Origin of the sequence: Cobetia sp. AM6 (assembly GCF_009617955.1) — a bacterium.
Classification (GTDB): domain Bacteria; phylum Pseudomonadota; class Gammaproteobacteria; order Pseudomonadales; family Halomonadaceae; genus Cobetia; species Cobetia amphilecti.
In genome coordinates, this window is sequence record NZ_AP021868.1 from 492,145 (window position 1) to 513,040 (window position 20,896).

The window sequence follows — 20,896 nt, forward strand, 5'->3', positions numbered from 1 at the left end:
CGTCGTCGTTTCAGAAACGACAGCCCTGACGCGATTCGATAGCCACGGGTCGCATCTGGCGTCAGAGGGGAAAGAGGGCAGGACTATGCTGGCACAGCCTGCTGGAGATCGTGTTCCGGCAGGCCCTGTCCGCCGGGTACGGGCAGTGACCTGACTTCCAGAGCCGCCTGCCCAGCGCCGGAGCGACATGATGTCCGAATTCTCCTCCTCCTTCGGTGGGTCCGATGCGGCCCGCGCCCTGCACGATGACAGCATCGTCATCGATGGTCTGGTGATCGCCAAGTGGCAGCGCGAGCTGTTCGAGGACATGCGCAAGGGCGGTCTGACCGCTGCCAACTGCACTGTCTCGGTCTGGGAAGGCTTCCAGGCGACCGTCAACAACATCGTCAAGAGCAACCAGCTGATCGCCGAGAGCAGTGATCTGGTCTGCGTGGCGCGCACGGCCGCCGACATCCGCGCCGCCAAGGCCGCCGGCAAGACCGGCATCATCTACGGCTTCCAGAATGCCAACGCCTATGAAGACCAGATCGGCTATGTCGATGTCTTCAAGCAGCTCGGCGTGGGCATCGTGCAGATGTGCTACAACACCCAGAATCTGGTCGGCACCGGCTGCTACGAGCGCGACGGCGGCCTGTCCGGCTTCGGCCGCGAGATGGTCGCCGAGATGAACCGCGTCGGCGTGATGTGTGATCTCTCCCACGTCGGCTCGAAGACCTCCGAGGAAGTCATCCTCGAATCCAAGGTACCTGTCTGCTATTCCCACTGCGCGCCGGCCGGTCTCAAGGACCACCCGCGCAACAAGTCCGATGCCGAGCTGCGCTTCATCGCCGAACACGGCGGTTTCGTCGGCGTCACCATGTTCACCCCCTTCCTCAAGGCCGGCGTCAACGCCACCGTCGACGACTACGTCGAGGCCATCGAATACGTGATGAACCTGGTCGGCGAGGATGCCATCGGCATCGGCACCGATTTCACCCAGGGCCACGGCCAGGACTTCTTCGAGTGGCTGACCCACGACAAGGGCTACGCCCGTCGTCTCACCAACTTCGGCAAGATCGTCAATCCGGAAGGCATCCGCACCATCGGTGAGTTCCCCAATCTGACCGAGGCGCTGCTGCGTCGCGGCATGAGCGAGCATCAGGTGCGCAAGATCATGGGCGAGAACTGGCTGCGCACGCTGGAAAATGTCTGGGGCGGCTGAGTCTGGCTGCCTGTGCCTTTTCTTGATCGCTCTTACTTGATCTCTCTTTCCTGATCTCTCTTTTGCAATTCCCTCAAGCCCCCTTTGGAGGACACCGACATGAGCAAGATGGCCCCTGAACTGCCGATCGAAGTGGATAGCGAGACTGGCGTCTGGACGTCCGATGCGCTGCCGATGCTGTACGTGCCGCGCCACTTCTTCATCAACAACCATGTCGCGGTGGAAGAGGCGCTGGGCGTGGAGAAATACGCCGAGATTCTCTATCACGCCGGCTACAAGAGCGCCTGGCACTGGTGCGAGAAGGAAGCCGAGCTGCATGGCCTGGTCGGCGTGGAAGTCTTCGAGCACTACATGAAGCGTCTGTCGCAGCGCGGCTGGGGCCTGTTCATCACCGAGGAGATCGATCTGGAGCGCGGTACCTGCAAGGTGCGCCTGGAACACTCCTGCTTCGTCTATCAGCAGGGCAAGACAGGTACCAAGCTCGAGTACATGTTCACCGGCTGGTTCGCCGGCGCGATGGACCAGATTCTGGCTGCGCGTGGCAGCGAGCTGCGCACCGTCGCCGTCCAGACCCAGAGCGGCGGTGAGGAAGGCTGTGACGTGGGGTATTTCGAGGTCGCTCCCGGAACAGTGTGACGTTTTCGGATCCGCCACTCTCTATTCCATGGCTCGGGCCAAGGCCAAGGCCCAGGCCCGGCCCAGGCAAAAGGCAACAGCACAAGCCGGCTGCCCGATCATCTCTCTGTCACGACACTCACCACCCACAACAACGACAACGCAACGCCTGAGCGCCGCCTTTCCTGACATGCAAGACGCCTGACGCCGACCCCGCCGCCACCAGCAACGACTCGTGGCGGCGGGCAGGCCAGGCCAGCGTGACAAGGCGGCGTTCTCCCCGGCGAGGAGCTCTCACCATGGCATTCGACGCACTCTTCCAGCCGATCGAGATCGGCAAGCTGACCATCCGCAACCGCGTCGTCAGTACCGCCCACGCCGAGGTGTATGCCACCGATGGCGGCATGACCACCGAGCGCTACGTGCGCTACTACGAAGAGAAGGCCAAGGGCGGGTGTGGCCTGTGCATCTGTGGTGGCTCCTCGGTGGTCTCCATCGACAGCCCGCAGGGCTGGTGGAGCTCCGTCAATCTGTCGACCGACCGCATCATTCCGCATTTCCAGAATCTGGCCGATGCCGTGCACAAGCATGGCGGCAAGATCATGATCCAGATTACCCACATGGGCCGTCGCTCGCGCTGGGACGGCTTCGACTGGACCTCGCTGATGTCACCGTCCGGCATCCGCGAGCCGGTACACCGCTCCACCTGCAAGACCATCGAGGTGGAGGAGATCCAGCGCATCATCGCCGATTTCGCCCAGGCGGCGCGGCGTGCCAAGGAAGGCGGCCTGGACGGCGTCGAGCTGTCCGCCGTGCACCAGCACCTGATCGACCAGTTCTGGAGCCCGCGCGTCAACAAGCGCACCGATGAGTGGGGCGGCAGCTTCGAGGGCCGCATGAAGTTCGGCCTCGAGGTGCTCAAGGCGGTGCGCGCCGAGGTCGGCGACGACTTCGTGGTCGGCATGCGCATCTGTGGCGATGAATTCCATCCCGATGGCCTGTCCCACGACGACATGAAGCAGATCGCGGCCTATTACGATGCCACCGGTCTGCTCGACTTCTTCGGCGTGATCGGCTCCGGCTGTGATACCCACAACAGCCTCGCCAACGTCATTCCCAACATGTCCTACCCGCCGGAACCCTTCCTGCACCTGGCGTCCGGCATCAAGGAAGTCGTCTCGATTCCGGTGATCCACGCCCAGAACATCAAGGACCCCAACCAGGCCGAGCGCATTCTGGAAGGCGGCTATGTCGACATGGTCGGCATGACCCGCGCCCACATCGCCGACCCGCACATCATCGCCAAGATCAAGATGGGCCAGCTCGACCAGATCAAGCAGTGCGTCGGCGCCAACTACTGCATCGACCGCCAGTATCAGGGCCTCGACGTGCTGTGCATCCAGAATGCCGCCACCTCGCGCGAATACATGGGCCTGCCGCATCAGATCGAGAAGACCAGCGGCCCGGTGCGCAAGGTCGTCATCGTCGGCGGCGGTCCGGCCGGCATGGAGGCAGCCCGCGTGTGCGCCGAACGCGGCCACGACGTGACGCTGTTCGAGGCCCGTGACGAGCTGGGCGGCCAGATCACCATCGCGGCCAAGGCGCCGCAGCGGGATCAGATCGCCGGTATCACGCGCTGGTATCAGCTGGAGCTTGCGCGCCTGAAGGTTGACCTGCGCCTCGGCACCCGAGCCGATGAGGCCACCATCCGTGACCTGCGCGGCGATGTGGTGATCCTCGCGGTGGGCGGTCGTCCGTTCATGGACCAGTTCGCGTCCTGGGGCTACGACGAAGACCCGGCCAAGAGCCTGATCGTCTCCTCATGGGACGTGCTGGACGGGCGCGTCGCGCCGGGCAGCAACGTGCTGATCTACGACAGCATCTGCGAGTTCTCCGGGGTCTCGGTGGCCGACTATCTGGCCGACAAGGGCGCCAGGGTCGAGATCGTCACCGACGACATCAAGCCGGGTGCGGCGGTCGGCGGCACCACCTTCCCGACCTACTACCGCAGCCTGTATGCCAAGGAAGTCGTGATGACCTCCGACATGGTGCTGCATGAGGTCTACCGCGAAGGCGAGGGCCTGGTGGCGGTGCTCGAGAACGAATACACCGGCACGCTGGAAGAGCGCGTCGTCGATCAGATCGTGGTCGAGAACGGCGTACGCCCGGATGAGGCGCTCTACTACGCCTTCAAGGACGGCTCGCTCAACAAGGGCCAGATCGACGTCGAGTCGCTCTACGCCATCAAGCCGCAGCCGTGCCTGAGCCAGGCCACCGAAGGCAATGATTACCTGCTGTTCCGCCTCGGTGACTGCAACGCACCGCGCAACACCCACGCCGCCATCTATGACGCCCTGCGTCTGTGCAAGGACTTCTGATGACGTGATCTGCCGAGCCGGCTGCTCCTGTGCGCCGGCTCGGCAGTCGTCCGGTCGACAGCGGGCTTGAAGAAAGAGGGTGAGCAGCATGAATGACACGATCTTGTCGGTATTGATCTTCACCGCGCTGGCGCTGGCTGCCCTCGGCGCGGTCAAACGTATTGGTCTGTGGCGCCAGGGGCGGGCGGACGCCACGTCCATGAGTGTGGGAGAGCTGATCGCGAGCCTTGCCAAGGTACCGCGCCGCTACGGGGTGGACCTGCACCACGTGGTCGCGCGGGACCGCTACATGGCCAACACCCACGTCGCCACCGGGGGTGGTTTCGTGGCCGCGGCGCTGCTGATGGTGGTGGTCTACGGCTTCGGCATCGACTCCGCCTGGCTGGGCGTCTTGCTGCTGCTGGCCAGTGGCGCGATGTTCGGTGGCGCGCTGTTCGTGCGTCGTCGTCGCCTCGACCCGCCGGCGCGCCTGTCGCGTGGCCCGTGGATGCGTCTGCCCAAGAGCCTGCTGGTGTTCTCCGCAAGCCTGTTCGTGATGAGTCTGTCACTGGTGCTGCCGGAAGGCGTCGGCGGCATGATCTCCGGCGGTATCCTTGGGCTGGTGCTGGTAGCGGGCATCGCCTGGGGACTGCTCGAGATGATCGTCGGCATGACCGGCGGCGGCTCGCGCATCACCGGGCCGACGAAACATGCCTTCGCCGGCGCGCTGCATCTGGCCTTCCATCGGCGTCCGGCACGTTTCAGCACCCGTGACAGTGCCGGCATCCGCGACAGCGCACTGCTGCCGCTGGACCTGACCAACCCCGAGGCACCGCTGGGCGTCGGCAAGCCGTCCGACTTCAACTGGCGTCAGCTGCTGGGCTTCGATGCCTGCGTGCAATGCGGGCGCTGTGAAGCGGTGTGCCCGGCGTTCGCGGCCGGTCAGCCGCTCAATCCCAAGAAACTGATTCAGGACATGGTGGTGGGCATGGCCGGTGGCAGCGATGCCGCCTACGCCGGTTCGCCCTATCCGGGCGATGAGCCCAGGCGCGCGCCCGGCCAGCATGGCGGCGGCCCGCAGCAGACCATCGTCGGGGCCTCTCCGCATGCTCGCCCGGCAGCTCAGGCCGTTGACTCTGATAGCCAGACCGTTGCCTCTGGGCCGATCCAGATGAAGGCGGCACCGGGTGCTGCGGGTGAGGCGACAGATGGCGACAAGCTGATCCACGAATTCAAGGTACTGGTCGAGCCGGAAACCCTGTGGGCCTGCACCACCTGTCGTGCCTGCGTCGAGGAGTGCCCGATGATGATCGAGCACGTCGATGCCATCGTCGACATGCGCCGTCACATGACGCTGGAGCAGGGCGCGACACCGGGCAAGGGTGTCGAGGTGCTCGACAACCTGATCGCCACCGACAATCCGGGCGGCTTCGCGCTCGAAGCGCGTCTGCATTGGGCGGCGGACCTCGACCTGCCGCGCATCGCCGAGCTGCAGGCCGCCCGCGAGGCAGCGCGTGATCCGCGTCCGGTGGAAGCGCTGCTGTGGCTGGGCGATGGCGCCTTCGACATGCGCAATCAGCGCACGCTGCGCGCCTTCGTGCAGGTGCTGCGCGCCGCCAGGGTGGATTTCGCCATCCTCGGTGCGGAAGAACGTGACAGTGGCGACGTGGCGCGCCGCCTGGGGGATGAGGCGACCTTCCAGTCGCTGGCCACCCGCAATATCGCCACCCTGTCGAAGTATCGCTTCGCGCGCATCATCACCTGCGATCCGCACAGTTTCCATGTGCTGGGGCGCGAATATGCCGCCTTCGGTGGCGACTACCTCGTCAACCACCACACCAGCTACATGAACGAGCTGCTGGCGGCCGGTCGCCTGAGCCTTGATGCCACCAGACTGGCGACGCTCGGCGCGGTCACTTGGCACGACCCCTGCTATCTGGGTCGCTACAACGGTGAATTCGAGGCGCCACGTAGCTTGCTGGCGGCGCTGGGGCTGGAAGTGCGCGAGATGCAGCGCTCCGGTTTCCGCTCACGCTGCTGTGGCGGCGGTGGTGGAGCGCCGGTGACGGACATCCCCGGCAAGCAGCGTATCCCCGACATGCGCATGGGCGATGTGCGCGAGACCGGCGCCGAGGTCGTGGCGGTCGGCTGCCCGCAGTGCACCGCGATGCTGGAAGGCGTGGTGGCTCCGGCCGGTGAAGCCGAACCCCAGGTGCTGGATCTGGCGGAACTGATGGCGCGGGCGCTGGTACTGGAAGCGTCCACGCAAGGCTTGGCGACGTCGACCACGCAGCCCACTGACGCGGAGGTGGCGGCATGACGATTCCCGTCGATCCACAAGCAACCGAGCGCGAGTCACTGCCACGCCGTGACCCGCGTCTGGAGCAGCAGGCACGCAATCGCCTGCACCCGCAGCATCTCATCGCGCTGCAGGCGCTGGGCCGCGGCGCGGCAGCCCCTCAGGAACGCTGGATGGGCCCGAAGGGCGTGACGCGTCGCGATCCGCACGTCGGCCACTTCATCGCCGCCAATGGTCGCAAGCGCATCGACCGCAGTGGCCGCTCCGGGCCTGCCGCGGCGGGTGCTGGCCAGCCCGCAGTCGTGGCCAAGGCGCGCGTACTGCCGCTGGTCGAGATCGCATCACCCGCCTTCCTGATCGCGGTGGTGCCGGACATGACCGGTGGGCGATTGTCGAGTCACGACCGCGATGTACTGGGGCTGGCGCGTCAGATCGCCGATGCCGACCCCGCCCATCAGGGCGCGGTGCTGGCCATCACCTTCGGCACGCTGCGTGAGGATGGTGACGCCGCCGACAGTGTCGGACTCGGCGCGGCGGGTGCCGATCGCTGGCTGCACTTTGCCGATACTCTCCACGATGGCTACGCGCCGCTGGCTCAGCTGGCGGAGCTTGAGGCCATCGATGGCAAGCTGGCACCACGGCTGTGGTTGCTGCCGGAATCCCGTACCGGCGGCGGCGAACGCGGCCGACGTCTCGGTGCGCGCCTGCTGTGCCGGGGCGATGCGCTGGCGCGGCCCAGCGGCAATGCCTATCAGCTTGACGGCGAGCTTGCCGCCATCGGGCGTGGCGAGCTTGTCGAGGTGAGCGTCACCGGGCGCAGCGGCAATGGTCAGCAGGACCTGACCCGCCCGCTGACCCGTATCGTGCTGTGCGAGGCGGAATGCGCCGAGCCGGTGGAAGATGTGCGCCACGCCGCGCTGCCGCTCGAGTGGGAGGCGGCCAGCACCGCGCGCGCCGTGCCAGACGTGATCGAAGACCTTGGCCCGGTGGCCGTCGATCCCTCCGCGATCGCGCTGGGCGAGGCCGAATTCATTCTCTCGGCGGGCAACGGCATCCGCGATTGGGATGGCTTCCACCGCGCCGCCAGCCTGCTGGGCGCCACCGAAGGCGCCTCGCGGGTGGCGGTGGATGACGGCTTCATGCCGCGTGCCCGCCAGGTCGGCGCCACCGGTACCTGGGTGACGGCGCGGGTCTATGTCGCGGTGGGTATCTCGGGGGCCATCCAGCATCTGCAGGGCATCCAGCGCTGCGACAAGGTGGTGGCCATCAACACCGATGGCGGCTGTGACATGGTCAAGCGTGCCGATCTTTCGGTGATCGGTGACGCCGGGGCGATTCTCGCCAGCCTCTGTCAGCAGCTCGAGGCCGAACGCAGTGCCGTCAGTGATGCCTCGGCGGCGGGTCAGGCACCTGCCGCGCCCTCGACATCATCCAGTGCGTCATCCGCCACGCTTGCCGCCGACGCGGCCTGAACTCGCGCCTGTGACAGGGGAAAGGAGAAGGACATGAAGGCAGATCGTTCGTCCGTTGCGCAGCAGGCCTCGGCGCCGCTTGAGGTCGTGAGTCTGGTGTCGTTGGGGCAGCACCCGGTTTCGGGGCGTCTGCGGCGCGCCGAGCAGGACGCCCGCGCCCTGGAGCTGTGTCTGGCGCTGGAGCGTCAGTCGGCACCCGGTGCCGTAAGCCTCAGCGCCTGGCATGCCAGTGGCAGCGAGATCGCGCTCGGCAGCGAGCAGGATCAGGCGCTACGCGGCTATCTGGGCATGGGGCTGGAGTCGTTGACGCTGGTGACGCCGAATGCTCCTGGCGCTGACCCGCTCAAGGCTGTTGATCAACCGGTCGTTGATGTCTGGCCGCTGCTGGTCACGCGCCTCAAGCAGGCGGCACCGCAGCTGGTGGTGTGTGGCGGCCAGGGCGAGACCGGTGAGGGCAGTGGCCTGCTGCCGCATCTGCTGGCGGAGAGTCTTGGCTGGCCGCTGGTGGAGGGTATCGTCGCGATCGAGAGCTGCGATGGCGCGCATCTCACCGCCTTGCAGGCGCTGCCGCGTGGCCAGCGGCGACGGTTGCGCGTGAAGCTGCCGGCACTTGTCAGCGTCGATTCCGCGGCGCCGGCGGCGCGTCAGTCGGCCTTTGCACAGGCGCGGCGCGGTGAGCTGTCCACACTGGCCAGCGGCGAGCTGGTGCATGATGCACAGGCCGAGACCTTCGGCGTGGCCCCGGCTCGCAAGCGTCCCAAGCGCTTGAAGCGCATCAAGGCGACCAGCGCGCGGGACCGCTTCAAGGCCGCGGCCGCCAAGGCCGAAGGGGGTGGTGGCAAGCGGCTGGAAGGCGTAAGCGCCGAGGAGGGCGCGGCGGAAATCCTCAAGCTGCTGCGTGAGGAAGGCGTACTGCGCTGAAGCCGCGCAGACGGTAAAAAGCCCCTGTCAGCCGAGCTGACAGGGGCTTTTTCATGCAACACAGAAAGTAGCTCCTCACAGAAGGTCGCTCCTTACAGAAAGGTCACTCCTCCCACTGCCAGTCCTCATCGTTCAAGGGGTCGGGCGAGGTGTGCTCGTCGGTGCCCTGGGGGGGCTTGCGCGCTGCCTGACTGGCTTCGCGCTGGCGCATCGGCATGTTGTCGATCACCTGATAGATCTGGTCGGGGGAGACGAAGCCTTCCTGCTGCATCTTCTTGCCGCCGTCCTTGCCCATCAGGATGACGGTGAAGGGCGCGCCCTCGCGCAGTTGCATGGCATCACGCAGGGCACGCACCTCCTCGAAGCTCATCGGCACGCCATCGTGGATGCCGCGCGTGCCCATCAGCGTATAGAGCGTCATGTCGCGTTGCTGCATCTCGCCACGCGTGGCGCGCAGTTCCTCGCGCTGACGCTCGAGGTCCCGGTCCTGCTCATCCGGCGCGATCAGCACCAGCGAGCGTCGGTTCCAGGTCTCGCCCAGCAGCGGGTTGGCGGCGGGGTCGACATTGGCGGCGGTCATGGTGGTCTCCGCGGTGTCCGGCGAGGTCGGGGGCGGCGGCGCGCCAGTGGATGTCTCGGCGGGCGCGTTCAGGTCGGCATCCGAATCCAGCAGGCTGATGGCATGCACCGGCGAGCTCAACAGCAGGGCCGGCAGCAGGGCCAACAAGAGGCTCATCAGGCCCGGCATCAGCCTGTGATGCGAGAGCAGTCGAGGCAGTGCGGGCGGTATCTGTGTGGACAGTACCTGCTTGGACAGTCTCTGCTTGGACAGTCTCTGCTTGGACAGTCTCTGCGTGGACGGTATGTGCGTGGACATGGCAGTCCTCCGGCAACGAATGTTATGAGCTGGGCTAGCCAGCCTGGGCTGCAGAAGCAGGTTGCACAGGAGAATGGCACACCCGGGATGACAGCCTCTCCTTCAAGACTAAGACAGTCGCCGAGAGTTTGCTGCCCGTTGGCGCGCGATTTATGTGGTACTTCATGACATGCCACCCTCATTCAGCCTGTGAAAAGGCCAGTGGCGACATACCGATAGCGGCGGCAGCAGGTGGCATGCCTTGCTAGAGCGCGTAGCGAGCGCAGAGGCATGTCTGTATCGAGGGCGGGGCGAGTGCGTGGCGGGCAGACCTCACGCGGCTTGCTGCAGATATTTTCACAATCGTGGCGCAAGCTGTATGCGCGTCCAGCCGTCATGACGCCCGCCATGCGCGGCCCCGCGGTTTTTACGTTGCTGATCTGCGACTCATGTAACTCTGGCGATACAGAATGTTTTCAAAGAGTTGCATGAAAAAATGAACATCCTGTCGTCAGGCCCGTCTGAGTTAGGGCAAACACTTATTGATCACTGCTGGAGGCTGCAATGAAACGGATGACTGCATACATGACGGCTGCCCTGATTTCCGCGGGCATGATGTCGGCACCGGCGTTCGCTGCTGACGCACCGGCCCAGGGTCAGTCTACTGCCCAGGCGGCACAGGCTCAGGCTGGCGATTTCACTGACGCTCAGCTGGAACAGTTCGCTGCGGCCTCTCAGGACATCGCACGCATCTCTCAGGAATTCGCCGGCAAGCTGCAGAAAGCCGACGACGAGACTGCCAAGCAGAGCGTGCGTCAGGAAGCCAACGACGAGATGGTCAGCGCTGTCGAAGACTCCGGTCTGGAAGTCGCTACCTTCAACTCCATCGGTCAAGCGGTCCAGAACGACCCGGACCTGATGAAGAAGGTGCAGAAGCTGGCTCAGGAAAACTCCTGATCTCGCCTGGATGACGTTCGGGTCATCCAATGAAAACGCCGCCCCCGGTTGCCGGGGGCGGCGTTTTTTTGTGCCCATGTCTTGCGGCCTGTCAGTCAGTACCGCCTTGGTCAGTAAAGCTTTGGTCAGTAAAGCTATGGTCAGCGCCGCATGTCAGGCGCCGGCGACCGGACGAATGAGCATGTCCTGTGCCTTCTTTTCCTGCATCAGGCCACGGAACAGCGAATAGCACATCACCAGCAGTACCAGCGTGAACGGCAGCCCCGTGGCGATGGCGCCCGCCTGCAGCGAGCCCAGCGCAGCGCTTCCGCCGCCATAGAGCAGGGCACCGGCGATCAGGCCTTCCATCGCTGCCCAGAACATGCGCTGGCTGATCGGTGCATCCACCTTGCCGCCGGCGGTGATCGAATCGATCACCAGCGAACCGGAATCCGAGGAGGTCACGAAGAACACCAGTACCAACAGGATGGCGATGAAGGACGCCACACCGGACAGCGGCAGGTTGTCGAGCATCTGGAACATGGCCAGCGACACGGAATCGATGCCATTGGCCAGCGCGCCGACGCCATTGATGGCCTGTTCCAGTGCGGTACCGCCGAAGACTGACATCCACACGATGGTGACGAGTGTCGGTACCAGCAGCACGGCGGTGACGAATTCGCGTACGGTGCGGCCGCGCGAGACACGTGCGATGAACATGCCGACGAACGGTGACCAGGAAATCCACCACGCCCAGTAGAAGACGGTCCAGCCGTGGAACCAGCTTTCATCGGGGCGGCCGATCCAGTTGGACAGCGGCAGTAGATATTCCACATAGCTGAGGGTGGTGGTGCCCAGGCCCATGAGAATGGCGAGTGTCGGCCCGAAGATGAGGATGAAGATGATCAGGACAGCGGCGATGATCATGTTGATGTTGGAAAGCAGCTTCACGCCGCCATCCAGGCCACGACTGACCGAGTAGATGGCCACCAGCGTCACCAGGATGATGATCGCGATCTGGGTCGGCAGGCCATCGCCGACGCCGAACAGGTAGTCCAGCCCCGATGCTGCCTGAGCGGAGCCCAGCCCCAGCGAAGTCGCCAGACCGAAGATGGTCGCCAGCACGGCGAGGATATCGACGATATGCCCCATCCAGCCCCAGGTGCGCTCACCGAGTATCGGGTAGAACGCCGAGCGGATGGTCAGCGGCAGGCCCTTGTTGTAGGTGAAGAAGGCCAGCGACAGCCCGACCACGGCGTAGATGGCCCAGGGATGCAGGCCCCAGTGATACATGGTGGCGCCCAGCGCGGCGCGTGCTCCTTCCGGCGTCCCGGCGGGTGCGTTCAGTGGCGTGCCGTACCAGTCGGTGTAGTAGGCCACCGGTTCGGCGACGCTCCAGAACATCAACCCGATGCCCATGCCAGCGGCGAACAGCATCGCGAACCAGGAGCGTGTCGAGAACTCGGGCTTCGCCTTCTGACCGCCCAGGCGCAGCTTGCCCACCGGGTGCACGATCAGCAGCAGGCAGAACAGCACGAAGAGGTTGCCGGCCAGCATGAACAGCCAGTCGCCATGTGCGATGGACCAGGCCTTGGCGCCGCCCAGGGCACTTTCCGCGCCCGCTGGGAAGAGGATGGCAAACAGGATGAAGCTGACGATCAGCACGGCGCTGATCGCGAAGACGGGGTTGTGAACATCGAGACCCATGACCTGGACATTGTCCTGGCCGATCTCGTAGTCCGTGTCATACGGATTCGATGACATGTGGTGACCTCATGTTGTTATTGGTGTCGCCAGCCGGGCAGGGCAGCTGGCGTGAAGCGAGGTGTTGTCGTGGGTGTCTCCCGGGGCTGCGATGTGGGAAGGGGGTGGAATGGCAATCCGGAGCGCGGTGGCGAGTCTGACTGCGGGGCAGGTCGCCACCGGCCCTCGTGATTGTGTGAGGGCTGGGCGAGAGCGAGTTAGCTGGATACGACGCCGGCATATGCGTGACTGACATAGGGGGCGATTCAGCGCTCAGAGCGGTTGTCGCAGGTGTGCCCGCTTTGTAGATTGCGATCTACAGTGAAGGAAAGTGGTGCGTGCTCCCTGACCGCGCACCACTTTCGCGCCCGAGACTTCACTCCTCGCGCGATACGCCAGTCCTTGCCTGCTCCTGCCCAATAACAACACCGTGGTGCCGCCATGACGCCTGAGACCCTGACCGAGCCGACACCTGTCGCTCGCCGCCGTTCGCGCAGCCAGTTGCGCGGCCGTCCGCTGGATGCCGAGGCCTGGGCCGAGGTACAGCGCCTGCTGGGCGATGCCCCGGCGCAGCGTGACCTTCTGCTCGAATATCTGCATGTGCTCAATGATGAGGTCGGCTACCTGACACTGGCCCATCTGCGCGCGCTGGCCGAGTGGATGCGCCTGCCGATGGCCGAGGTCTACGAGACGGCCACCTTCTATGCCCACTTCACCGTGGTTCGCGATGGCGAGACGCCGCCCGCGGCGCTGACCGTGCGCGTCTGTGATTCGCTGTCCTGCCAGCTGGCCGGCTCCGAGGCCTTGCGCGCCGGTCTCGCCTCGGGGCTGGACCCCGAACAGGTGCGCGTGCTGCGTGCGCCCTGCATGGGGCGCTGCGACAGTGCGCCGGTGGCGGAGGTCGGGCATTACCATCTCGGCCACGCCAGCGTGCAAGGCGTCACGGCGGCGATTGCCGAAGGCCATGTGCATGCCGCGCCGGCAGCGAGTCTCGACTATCCGCGGCTGGCGGAATATCGCGCCAGTGGTGGCTATGGGCTGCTCGCCGCGCTGGATGGCGGTGAGGTCAGCATCGAGGACCTGGCGCAGATGATCGAGCAGGCCGGTCTGCGTGGCCTGGGCGGGGCGGGCTTCCCGACGTTTCGCAAGTGGGGCTTCGTGCGTGCCGAGGCGAGGCCGCGCTATTGCGTGATCAATGCCGATGAAGGCGAGCCCGGCACCTTCAAGGACCGCTGCTATCTGGAGCGTGAGCCGCACACCTTCCTCGAGGGCGCGCTGGCCAGTGCGCATGCCATCGAGGCCGAGGCGCTCTACCTCTATCTGCGCGACGAATACCCGACCCTGAATGAGGTGCTGCGCGAGTGCATCGCGGAGCTGGAAGCCGCAGGCCTCGTCGCGCCGGGCTATATCCAGCTGCGGCGTGGCGCCGGCGCCTATATCTGTGGCGAGGAATCGGCACTGATCGAGTCGCTGGAAGGCAAGCCCGGCAAGCCGCGTCAGCGGCCGCCCTTCGTGGCGCAATGTGGCTTGTTCGGTCGCCCGACCCTGGTCAACAACGTCGAGACGGTCTATTGGATCGCGCGGCTCCATCGCGAAGGCCATGACCACTACGTCGCGGCCGGCCGTCAGGGACGTCAGGGGCTGCGCAGCTTCTCGCTCTCCGGGCGCGTCAGACGCCCGGGCATGTATCTGGCACCGGCCGGCATCACGCTCAGCGAGCTGGTCGAGGAATATGGCGGCGGCATGGCCGACGGCCATCGTCTGCGTGCCTATCTGCCCGGCGGCGCCTCCGGCGGCATTCTGCCGGCCAGCAAGGCGGACCTGCCGCTGGATTTTGACACCCTGCAGGCCCACGGCTGCTTCATCGGCTCGGCCGCGGTGGTGGTGCTGTCGGATAAGGACGATCTGGCAGCGGTGGCGCGCAATCTGATGAGCTTCTTCATGGACGAGTCCTGCGGCCAGTGCACGCCGTGTCGTGTCGGCACGCGTCAGATGCTGGCGGCGCTCAGCGGCGATGAGTGGGATGAGACGCTACTGACGCGCTTGTCGCAGGTGATGATGGACGCCTCGATCTGTGGGCTCGGTCAGGCCGCGCCCAATCCGGTGCTCGGCCTGCTCAAGGACTTCCGGGAGACCCTCGCCAGCAGCGGGGTGCGCTTGATCGCCACGAGCCATGCGGCTGACGCCACGGGAGGTGAGGCATGAATGCGCTGACAGGGTTGGGCAACTCATCCTCGGATGATCAGCCGCTGCGCGAGGATGGCTTCACCATCACGCTGGATGGTGCGGAGGTGACGGCCTATCCCGGCGAGACGCTATGGAAGATCGCCAAGCGTGCCGGTGAGACGATTCCCCATCTCTGCTACAGCGAAGCGCCGGATTATCGCGGCGATGGCAACTGTCGCGCCTGCATGGTCGAGATCGATGGCGAGCGCACTCTCGCCGCCAGCTGTATCCGCGAGGCGCGGGCGGGCATGGTGGTGCGCAGTGCCAGCTCACGGCGTGCCGGCGAGGCGCGTGCGATGGTGGTGGAGCTGCTCGCCGCCGATATGCCCGCCGAGGCGCACAACCCCGATGTCAGCAGCCACTTCATGGCGATGGCCGAGCTGCTGGCGGTGGATGTCGGGCGCGCTCGCGAGACCCTGTGCGGCGCCCGCGAGACGGTCCGCGAGTGGCTGGGGGATACGGTGGAGGAGTGGTTGCCGACGCAGGCCAGCGCTCTCGATCACTCCCATACCGCGATGGCGGTCAATCATGATGCCTGCATCAGCTGCGGCCTGTGCGTGCGCGCCTGTCGCGAGGTACAGGTCAATGACGTGATCGGGCTGGCGGGGCGCGGCAGCAATACGCGCATCGTGTTCGATCTCGAGGACCCGATGGGCGACAGCACCTGCGTCGCCTGCGGCGAGTGCGTGCAGGCCTGCCCGACCGGCGCCCTGATGCCTGCCGCCCAGGTGGATGAGCAGGGCTTCGGCGACAGCGCCGCCGTCGATGAGCGCGTCGCCTCCATCTGCCCGTACTGCGGCGTGGGCTGTCAGCTGGAGTATCAGGTCAGTCGCGGCAGCGGCGAGGCGTTGAGTGTCGAGGGCCAGCCGGTCGCGACCCTGGCGGATGCCCAGCAGGGCATGGCGGACGGCGACTCCCTCAAGACTGACAAGCGCCGACAGCGCGTCGCGGATACGCGGCTGGACAACATCATCGCGGTCAGTGGCCGCGACGGGCCCTCCAACCACGGCCGGCTGTGCGTGAAGGGGCGCTTCGGCTTCGATTATCCGCGCCATCCGGAGCGTCTGATCCGCCCCCTGATCCGCCGTGACGGCGTAGCCAAGGGGCTGGATGCGAACTTTGACCCCGCCCACCCGCTGACCCACTTCCGTGAGGCCAGCTGGGACGAGGCCCTCGAGGTCGCGGCCGAGGGGCTCATGCGCCTCAAGCGCGCGCATGGCCCCGACAGCCTGGCGGGCTTCGGCAGCGCCAAGTGCACCAACGAGGAGGCGTGGCTGTTCCAGAAGCTGGTGCGCACCGGCTTCGGCTCCAACCATGTCGATCACTGTACGCGTCTGTGTCATGCAAGTTCGGTGGCGGCGCTGATGGAAGGCGTCGGCTCGGGCGGCGTGAGCGCCTCCTTCATGCAGGCCGAGCAGTCCGATCTGATCGTGCTGACCGGCTGCAACCCGGGCGTCAATCATCCGGTGGCGGCGACCTTCTTCAAGCGCGCCGCCAAGCGTGGCACACGCATCGTGGTGATCGACCCGCGTGCGCTGGCGCTGCGTCGTCAGGCGCATCGCTCGATCCAGTTCACGCCGGGGGCGGACGTGGCGCTGTTCAATGCCATGCTCAACGTCATCATCAGCGAGGGGCTGGCCAATCAGGCCTATATCGAGGCACACACCGAGGACTTCGCCGCGCTGGCGGAGCATGTCGCGGCGCTGACGCCGGAGGCGATGTCGCCGCTGTGTGGCGTGGCGGCAGAAGAGATTCGCGCCGTGGCCCGCGAGTACGCGACCGCCAGGCGCGCGATGATCTTCTGGGGCATGGGCATCTCGCAGCACACCCACGGCACCGACAACGCGCGTTGCCTGATCGCGCTGGCGCTGGTGTGTGGTCATGTCGGGCGTGAAGGCACCGGCCTGCACCCGCTGCGCGGTCAGAACAATGTCCAGGGTGCCTCGGATGCCGGGATGATTCCGATGGTGTTCCCCGACTATCAGCCGGTGGGCGACACGGCGGCGCGCGAGCGGCTGGAAGCGCTGTGGCAGACCCCGCTCTCGGCGACGCCGGGCCTGACGGTGGTGGAGATCATGCACGCCATCCACGCCGATCAGATCCGCGGCATGTACATTCTCGGCGAGAATCCGGCGATGTCGGACCCGGATCTCGAGCATGCGCGCAGCGCGCTGGCGCATCTGGAGCACCTGGTGGTGCAGGACATCTTCGTCACCGAGACGGCACAGTTCGCCGATGTGGTGCTGCCTTCGTACGCCTGGCCGGAGAAGGACGGCAGCGTCACCAATACCAACCGGCAGGTGCAGCGTGGCCGGGCGGCACTGCGCGCCCCGGGCGAGGCCAAGCCGGACTGGTGGATCACCCAGCAGCTGGCGCGGCGCATGGGGCTTGACTGGGATTACGCCGGGCCGGAGGAGATCTACGCCGAGATGCAAAAAGGCATGGATTCCCTCGACAACATCGACTGGGCGCGGCTGTCCGAGGAGAACTCGGTGACCTATCCGTGCCTGACGCCGGGGGGCGAGGGCGAGGATGTGGTATTCGGCGAGGGCTTCCCGCGCGCCAGCGGCCGTGCCCGCTTCGTACCGACCTGGCCCACGCCGCCGGATGAGACGCTGGATGACGACTATCCGACGGTGTTGACCACCGGCCGTCAGCTCGAACACTGGCATACCGGCTCGATGACGCGCCGCGCGGCGGTACTCGACAATCTCGAGCCGGCCGCCGTGGCCACGCTCAATCCGGTGGAGCTGGAGCGCCTGAGTATCACGCCGGGCGAGCCGCTCTCGATCACCACGCGACGTGGCCAGATCACCCTCGCTACCCGCGCCGATCCGCTGACGCCGGCCGGCATGGTCTTCGTGCCATTCTGCTACGCCGAAGCCGCCGCCAACCTGTTGACCAATCCGGCGCTCGATCCGGTGGGCAAGATTCCCGAGTTCAAGTACGCCGCCTGCCGTCTGGCCAGAGCCGAACCCGCCTCGGCGGGTGTGGAGAGCTGAAGCAGACATGTGAGGCGGACATGGCAAGCGGGCTGGACCGAGCGGATAGATCGAGGCAATAGACCGCAACCGAGCCAGACGCGCCTGACGCAAATGCCTACGCCAGTGGCGTGGGCAGGCACGCAGAGGGCGCCCCGGTCTGACCAGAATGTCGGAGACAGCCCGTCGTGCATTTCGGCTATCCTCAGAAAGGCTATGCTCAGAACAGAGTGGGTCAATACCAATGACAATGCCCGCCGTCAGCGAGCAAGGAGAATGACGATGATGATCGTGGAGCTGATTGATCACGAAGACTTTCGTGAGCGGCTGGTGGCGCTGGGCGTGCAGATTTCCGAGCATGCCTGCGCGGATACCTGCGCGCGCATGGCACTCAGAAAGCATGCCGAGGTGGGCGTGCCGGGCCTGCAGGAACTGGTGCGCGAGCTGGTGATGCACTCCGATATCCTGCTGCCGTCGGTGCGCCAGGCGCTGGACAAGTATCTGCTGCCGGGACTGCGCTAGGCGCGGCACTCCTGAAAGATTGCGCGCCGCGCGCTGACACTGATTGCCAGATGAACAAAAGGGCCTGTCGACTGACAGGCCCTTTTGCGTGGGTGCTCACTCGCCTCTTTTCACTGCGCGCAGTGGCTCAGGTCGCTGCGTTGGCGCGATCGTATTCGCGCTTCTCCCAGCGCAGACCGCGGAACAGCGAGAAGCACATCACCAGCAGCACCACCGTGAAGGGCAGTCCCGTGGAGATGGCGCCCGCCTGCAGCGCACTCAGTGCGGTGCTGCCGCCGCCATACAGCAGGGCACAGGCGATCAGGCCGCCGGCCGCTGCCCAGAAGATGCGCTGGCGCGTCGGAGCATCCTGCTTGCCACCGGCGGTGATGGAATCGATCACCAGCGAGCCGGAGTCGGAGGAGGTCACAAAGAACACCAGCACCAGCACGATGGCGACGCAGGAGGTGATGGAGGACAGCGGCAGGCTGTCGAACATCTGGAACATGGCCATCGAGGGAGTGTCGATGCCCTGGGCCAGCTCGCTGCCGGCGGCTCGTGCCTCTTCCAGTGCGGTGCCGCCGAAGACGGTCATCCACACGATGGTGACCAGGGTCGGTACCACCAGCACGGCGGTGACGAATTCGCGCACGCTGCGTCCGCGCGAGATACGCGCGATGAACATGCCGACGAACGGCGACCAGGAAATCCACCAGGCCCAGTAGAAGATGGTCCAGCTATGGAACCAGCCTTCGTCGGGGCGATCGATCCAGTTGGAGAGCGGCAGCAGATATTCCAGATAGCCGACGCTGGTGGTGCCGAGTCCGGTGATGATGTCCATGGTCGGGCCGACGATGAACAGGAACACCACCAGCAGCGCGGCCAGCATCATGTTGAGATTGGAGAGGCGTTTGACGCCGCCATCCAGGCCGCGACTCACCGAGTAGATGGCCGCGAGCGTGACCGCCACGATCACGCCGATCTGACTGACCAGCCCATCGCCGATGCCGAACAGATGGTCCAGCCCCGAGGCCGCCTGTGCCGCGCCCAGCCCCAGAGAGGTGGCAAGGCCGAACAGGGTGGCGAGCACCGCGACGATATCGATGATATGGCCGCTCCAGCCCCATACACGTTCACCCAGCAAGGGGTAGAACACCGAGCGCAGCGTCAGCGGCAGGCCCTTGTTGTAGGCGAAGAAGGCCAGCGACAGGCCGATCACGGCATACATGGCCCACGGGTGAAGCCCATAGTGGAAGACGGTGGCCGAGAGTGCCGCCGTTGCGCCTTCCGGCGTACGCGGTGGTGCGTTCAGTGGCGTGCCGGACCAGTCGGTGTAGTACGCCACTGGCTCGGCGACCCCCCAGAACATCAGGCCGGTGCCCATGCCGGCCGCGAACAGCATCGCGAACCAGGCCATCCGGCTGAATTCCGGCTTGGCGTCGCGTCCGCCCAGACGCAGGCGGCTGACCGGGTGCAGGACCAGCAGTAGGCAGAACAGGATGAAGAAGTTGCTGGAGAGCATGAACAGCCAATCACCATGGGTGATGGACCATGCCTTGGCGCCGCCCAGTGCCGACTCGGCCGACTCGGGCATCAGCAGCGTGAACAGGATGAAGCCTACGATCAGCAGCGCACTGATGGTGAAGACCGGCTTGTGGACATCCAGCCCGAGTCGCTGAACATTGTCCTGACCGATCTGGTAATCCGTCACATACGGATTCGATGACATGGAGTTACCTCGTATGTTTTCTTTCGATAGCCGCTCCTGTGGGCATCTCGAGTCAGAATGAGGGACCTTGTCCCGCCTGGTGGAAGCGTTCAGACCTTGGTCTGAAGCCTTGTGCAACATGCGCCTTTCTGCCAGTTGCAGGTGGTGGCGTCAAACCTTGAGCCATCCTTGTCGTGCGCTGAAAGGCATTGATTGTATTAAGGTTTATGGATTTCCTATCCGTGCCGGAAAGTCATTCGGGGCGCTGTAAACTGAACAGGCTATCCGTGCGTGCATAGTCACTGCCGGCCATGCGCCCGATGGCACGCAGCACCTCATTGTCGACATGCCGCCCATCCCAGACCGCTGCGTCGGCATGCATCACCACCACCTCGGCCAGCACCAGTGAACCGGCCAGCGGCTGATCACCGAACGAGATGATGTCGCGCAGTCGACAGCCGAAGGCGATCGGGGCGCCCTCCACGCGCGGGACCGCAAGCGGCGGCATGGCCACCTTGTTCAGGCCCGCGTGGGTGAACTCATCCTCGTCGGCGGCGAGACTGGCGCTGGTGAGATTGAGCGCCTCGCTCATCGCCTCGCCACCGATGTGAATGACGCATTCCGCGACCTGCCCGAGGTTGTTGAGGGTGTCCTTGGTCTTGCCTTCGCCATTGCGCAGCGGGCTGAAGGCGAGCACCGGCGGATTGATGCTGGCGATGGTGAAGAACGAGAAGGGCGCGAGGTTGGTGTTGCCTGCCGCATCGATGGTCGAGACCCAGGCGATCGGCCGGGGCGCGATGCTGCCCGAGAACAGGCGATAGAGGATGCCTGCGGGAAGCTGGTCGGCGGCGATGAGGGAATGCGTGGTCGAGGAGGCAGTCATGGTAGGGCTCTCGTTGCAGGGCTGTTGTTGTAGAGCTGTCATTGCAGAGCTGTAGCTGTAGAGCTGTCATCGCAGAGCTGTCATCGCAAAGCGGGCGTTTCAGGGCATGGCTCTCGACCCGCTCAGGCAGCATGTCGCACGGCCCTGACATTGGAGAGAGTGTGAGCCCGCCAGGCCCAGAGCCCGATAAGCCAAGA

General features: G+C 65.4%; 14 protein-coding genes. 10 read left to right on the forward strand and 4 right to left on the reverse strand.

Going from position 1 to position 20,896, the window contains the following annotated elements; genetic code table 11:
- Positions 1-190: 190 nt before the first annotated feature.
- From CLAM6_RS02240 to CLAM6_RS02265, 6 genes are all read left to right on the forward strand, one after another.
- Positions 191-1,201, forward strand: coding sequence for a dipeptidase (locus tag CLAM6_RS02240; RefSeq protein WP_052384560.1), 1,011 nt, complete (start codon positions 191-193; stop codon positions 1,199-1,201).
- A 99-nt stretch (positions 1,202-1,300) separates the two neighbouring features.
- Complete coding sequence (locus CLAM6_RS02245) at positions 1,301-1,837, forward strand: DUF5943 domain-containing protein (RefSeq protein ID WP_043333737.1); 537 nt, start codon at positions 1,301-1,303, stop codon at positions 1,835-1,837.
- Between the two features lie 278 nt (positions 1,838-2,115).
- A complete protein-coding gene (gene dgcA, locus CLAM6_RS02250; RefSeq protein WP_043333738.1) occupies positions 2,116-4,194 on the forward strand; it encodes a dimethylglycine demethylation protein DgcA in 2,079 nt (692 codons plus the stop codon).
- An 88-nt stretch (positions 4,195-4,282) separates the two neighbouring features.
- Complete coding sequence (locus tag CLAM6_RS02255; RefSeq protein WP_043333739.1) at positions 4,283-6,493, forward strand: (Fe-S)-binding protein; 2,211 nt, start codon at positions 4,283-4,285, stop codon at positions 6,491-6,493.
- Positions 6,490-7,944, forward strand: a complete 1,455-nt coding sequence (locus CLAM6_RS02260) for an electron transfer flavoprotein subunit alpha/FixB family protein (RefSeq protein ID WP_064503289.1) — start codon at positions 6,490-6,492, stop codon at positions 7,942-7,944. The genes CLAM6_RS02255 and CLAM6_RS02260 overlap by 4 nt, the downstream gene beginning before the upstream one ends.
- Positions 7,945-7,977: 33 nt before the next feature.
- A complete protein-coding gene (locus CLAM6_RS02265; RefSeq protein WP_043333740.1) occupies positions 7,978-8,865 on the forward strand; it encodes a hypothetical protein in 888 nt (295 codons plus the stop codon).
- A gap of 103 nt (positions 8,866-8,968) precedes the next feature.
- Here the strand turns inward: CLAM6_RS02265 and CLAM6_RS02270 are convergent, their stop codons facing one another.
- Positions 8,969-9,601, reverse strand: coding sequence for a DUF4174 domain-containing protein (locus CLAM6_RS02270; RefSeq protein ID WP_167333696.1), 633 nt, complete (start codon positions 9,599-9,601; stop codon positions 8,969-8,971).
- A 684-nt stretch (positions 9,602-10,285) separates the two neighbouring features.
- Between CLAM6_RS02270 and CLAM6_RS02275 the strand changes: the two genes are divergently transcribed.
- Positions 10,286-10,678, forward strand: coding sequence for a DUF4168 domain-containing protein (locus CLAM6_RS02275; protein ID WP_043333741.1), 393 nt, complete (start codon positions 10,286-10,288; stop codon positions 10,676-10,678).
- Between the two features lie 153 nt (positions 10,679-10,831).
- On the opposite strand, the gene CLAM6_RS02280 is transcribed toward CLAM6_RS02275, so the two are convergent.
- Positions 10,832-12,421 (reverse strand): BCCT family transporter, encoded by a 1,590-nt coding sequence (locus CLAM6_RS02280; RefSeq protein ID WP_043333742.1) that lies wholly within the window; start codon positions 12,419-12,421, stop codon positions 10,832-10,834.
- A gap of 420 nt (positions 12,422-12,841) precedes the next feature.
- Between CLAM6_RS02280 and CLAM6_RS02285 the strand changes: the two genes are divergently transcribed.
- The 3 genes from CLAM6_RS02285 to CLAM6_RS02295 all read left to right on the forward strand — a co-directional run bounded on the left by CLAM6_RS02285 (position 12,842) and on the right by CLAM6_RS02295 (position 18,129).
- Positions 12,842-14,605 (forward strand): NADH-ubiquinone oxidoreductase-F iron-sulfur binding region domain-containing protein, encoded by a 1,764-nt coding sequence (locus tag CLAM6_RS02285; protein ID WP_052384562.1) that lies wholly within the window; start codon positions 12,842-12,844, stop codon positions 14,603-14,605.
- The gene (locus CLAM6_RS02290) at positions 14,602-17,628 is read left to right on the forward strand and encodes a molybdopterin-dependent oxidoreductase (RefSeq protein WP_153635090.1); all 3,027 of its coding nucleotides are present in this window, start codon (positions 14,602-14,604) and stop codon (positions 17,626-17,628) included. Before CLAM6_RS02285 ends, CLAM6_RS02290 begins: the two co-directional genes overlap by 4 nt.
- 261 nt (positions 17,629-17,889) lie before the next feature.
- Positions 17,890-18,129: a hypothetical protein gene (locus CLAM6_RS02295; RefSeq protein ID WP_043333148.1), complete on the forward strand. Its 240-nt coding sequence runs from the start codon at positions 17,890-17,892 to the stop codon at positions 18,127-18,129.
- A gap of 127 nt (positions 18,130-18,256) precedes the next feature.
- On the opposite strand, the gene CLAM6_RS02300 is transcribed toward CLAM6_RS02295, so the two are convergent.
- Positions 18,257-19,837, reverse strand: coding sequence for a BCCT family transporter (locus CLAM6_RS02300; RefSeq protein WP_043333147.1), 1,581 nt, complete (start codon positions 19,835-19,837; stop codon positions 18,257-18,259).
- A 232-nt stretch (positions 19,838-20,069) separates the two neighbouring features.
- Positions 20,070-20,699, reverse strand: coding sequence for a flavin reductase family protein (locus tag CLAM6_RS02305; protein WP_052384477.1), 630 nt, complete (start codon positions 20,697-20,699; stop codon positions 20,070-20,072).
- Positions 20,700-20,896: the final 197 nt, after the last annotated feature.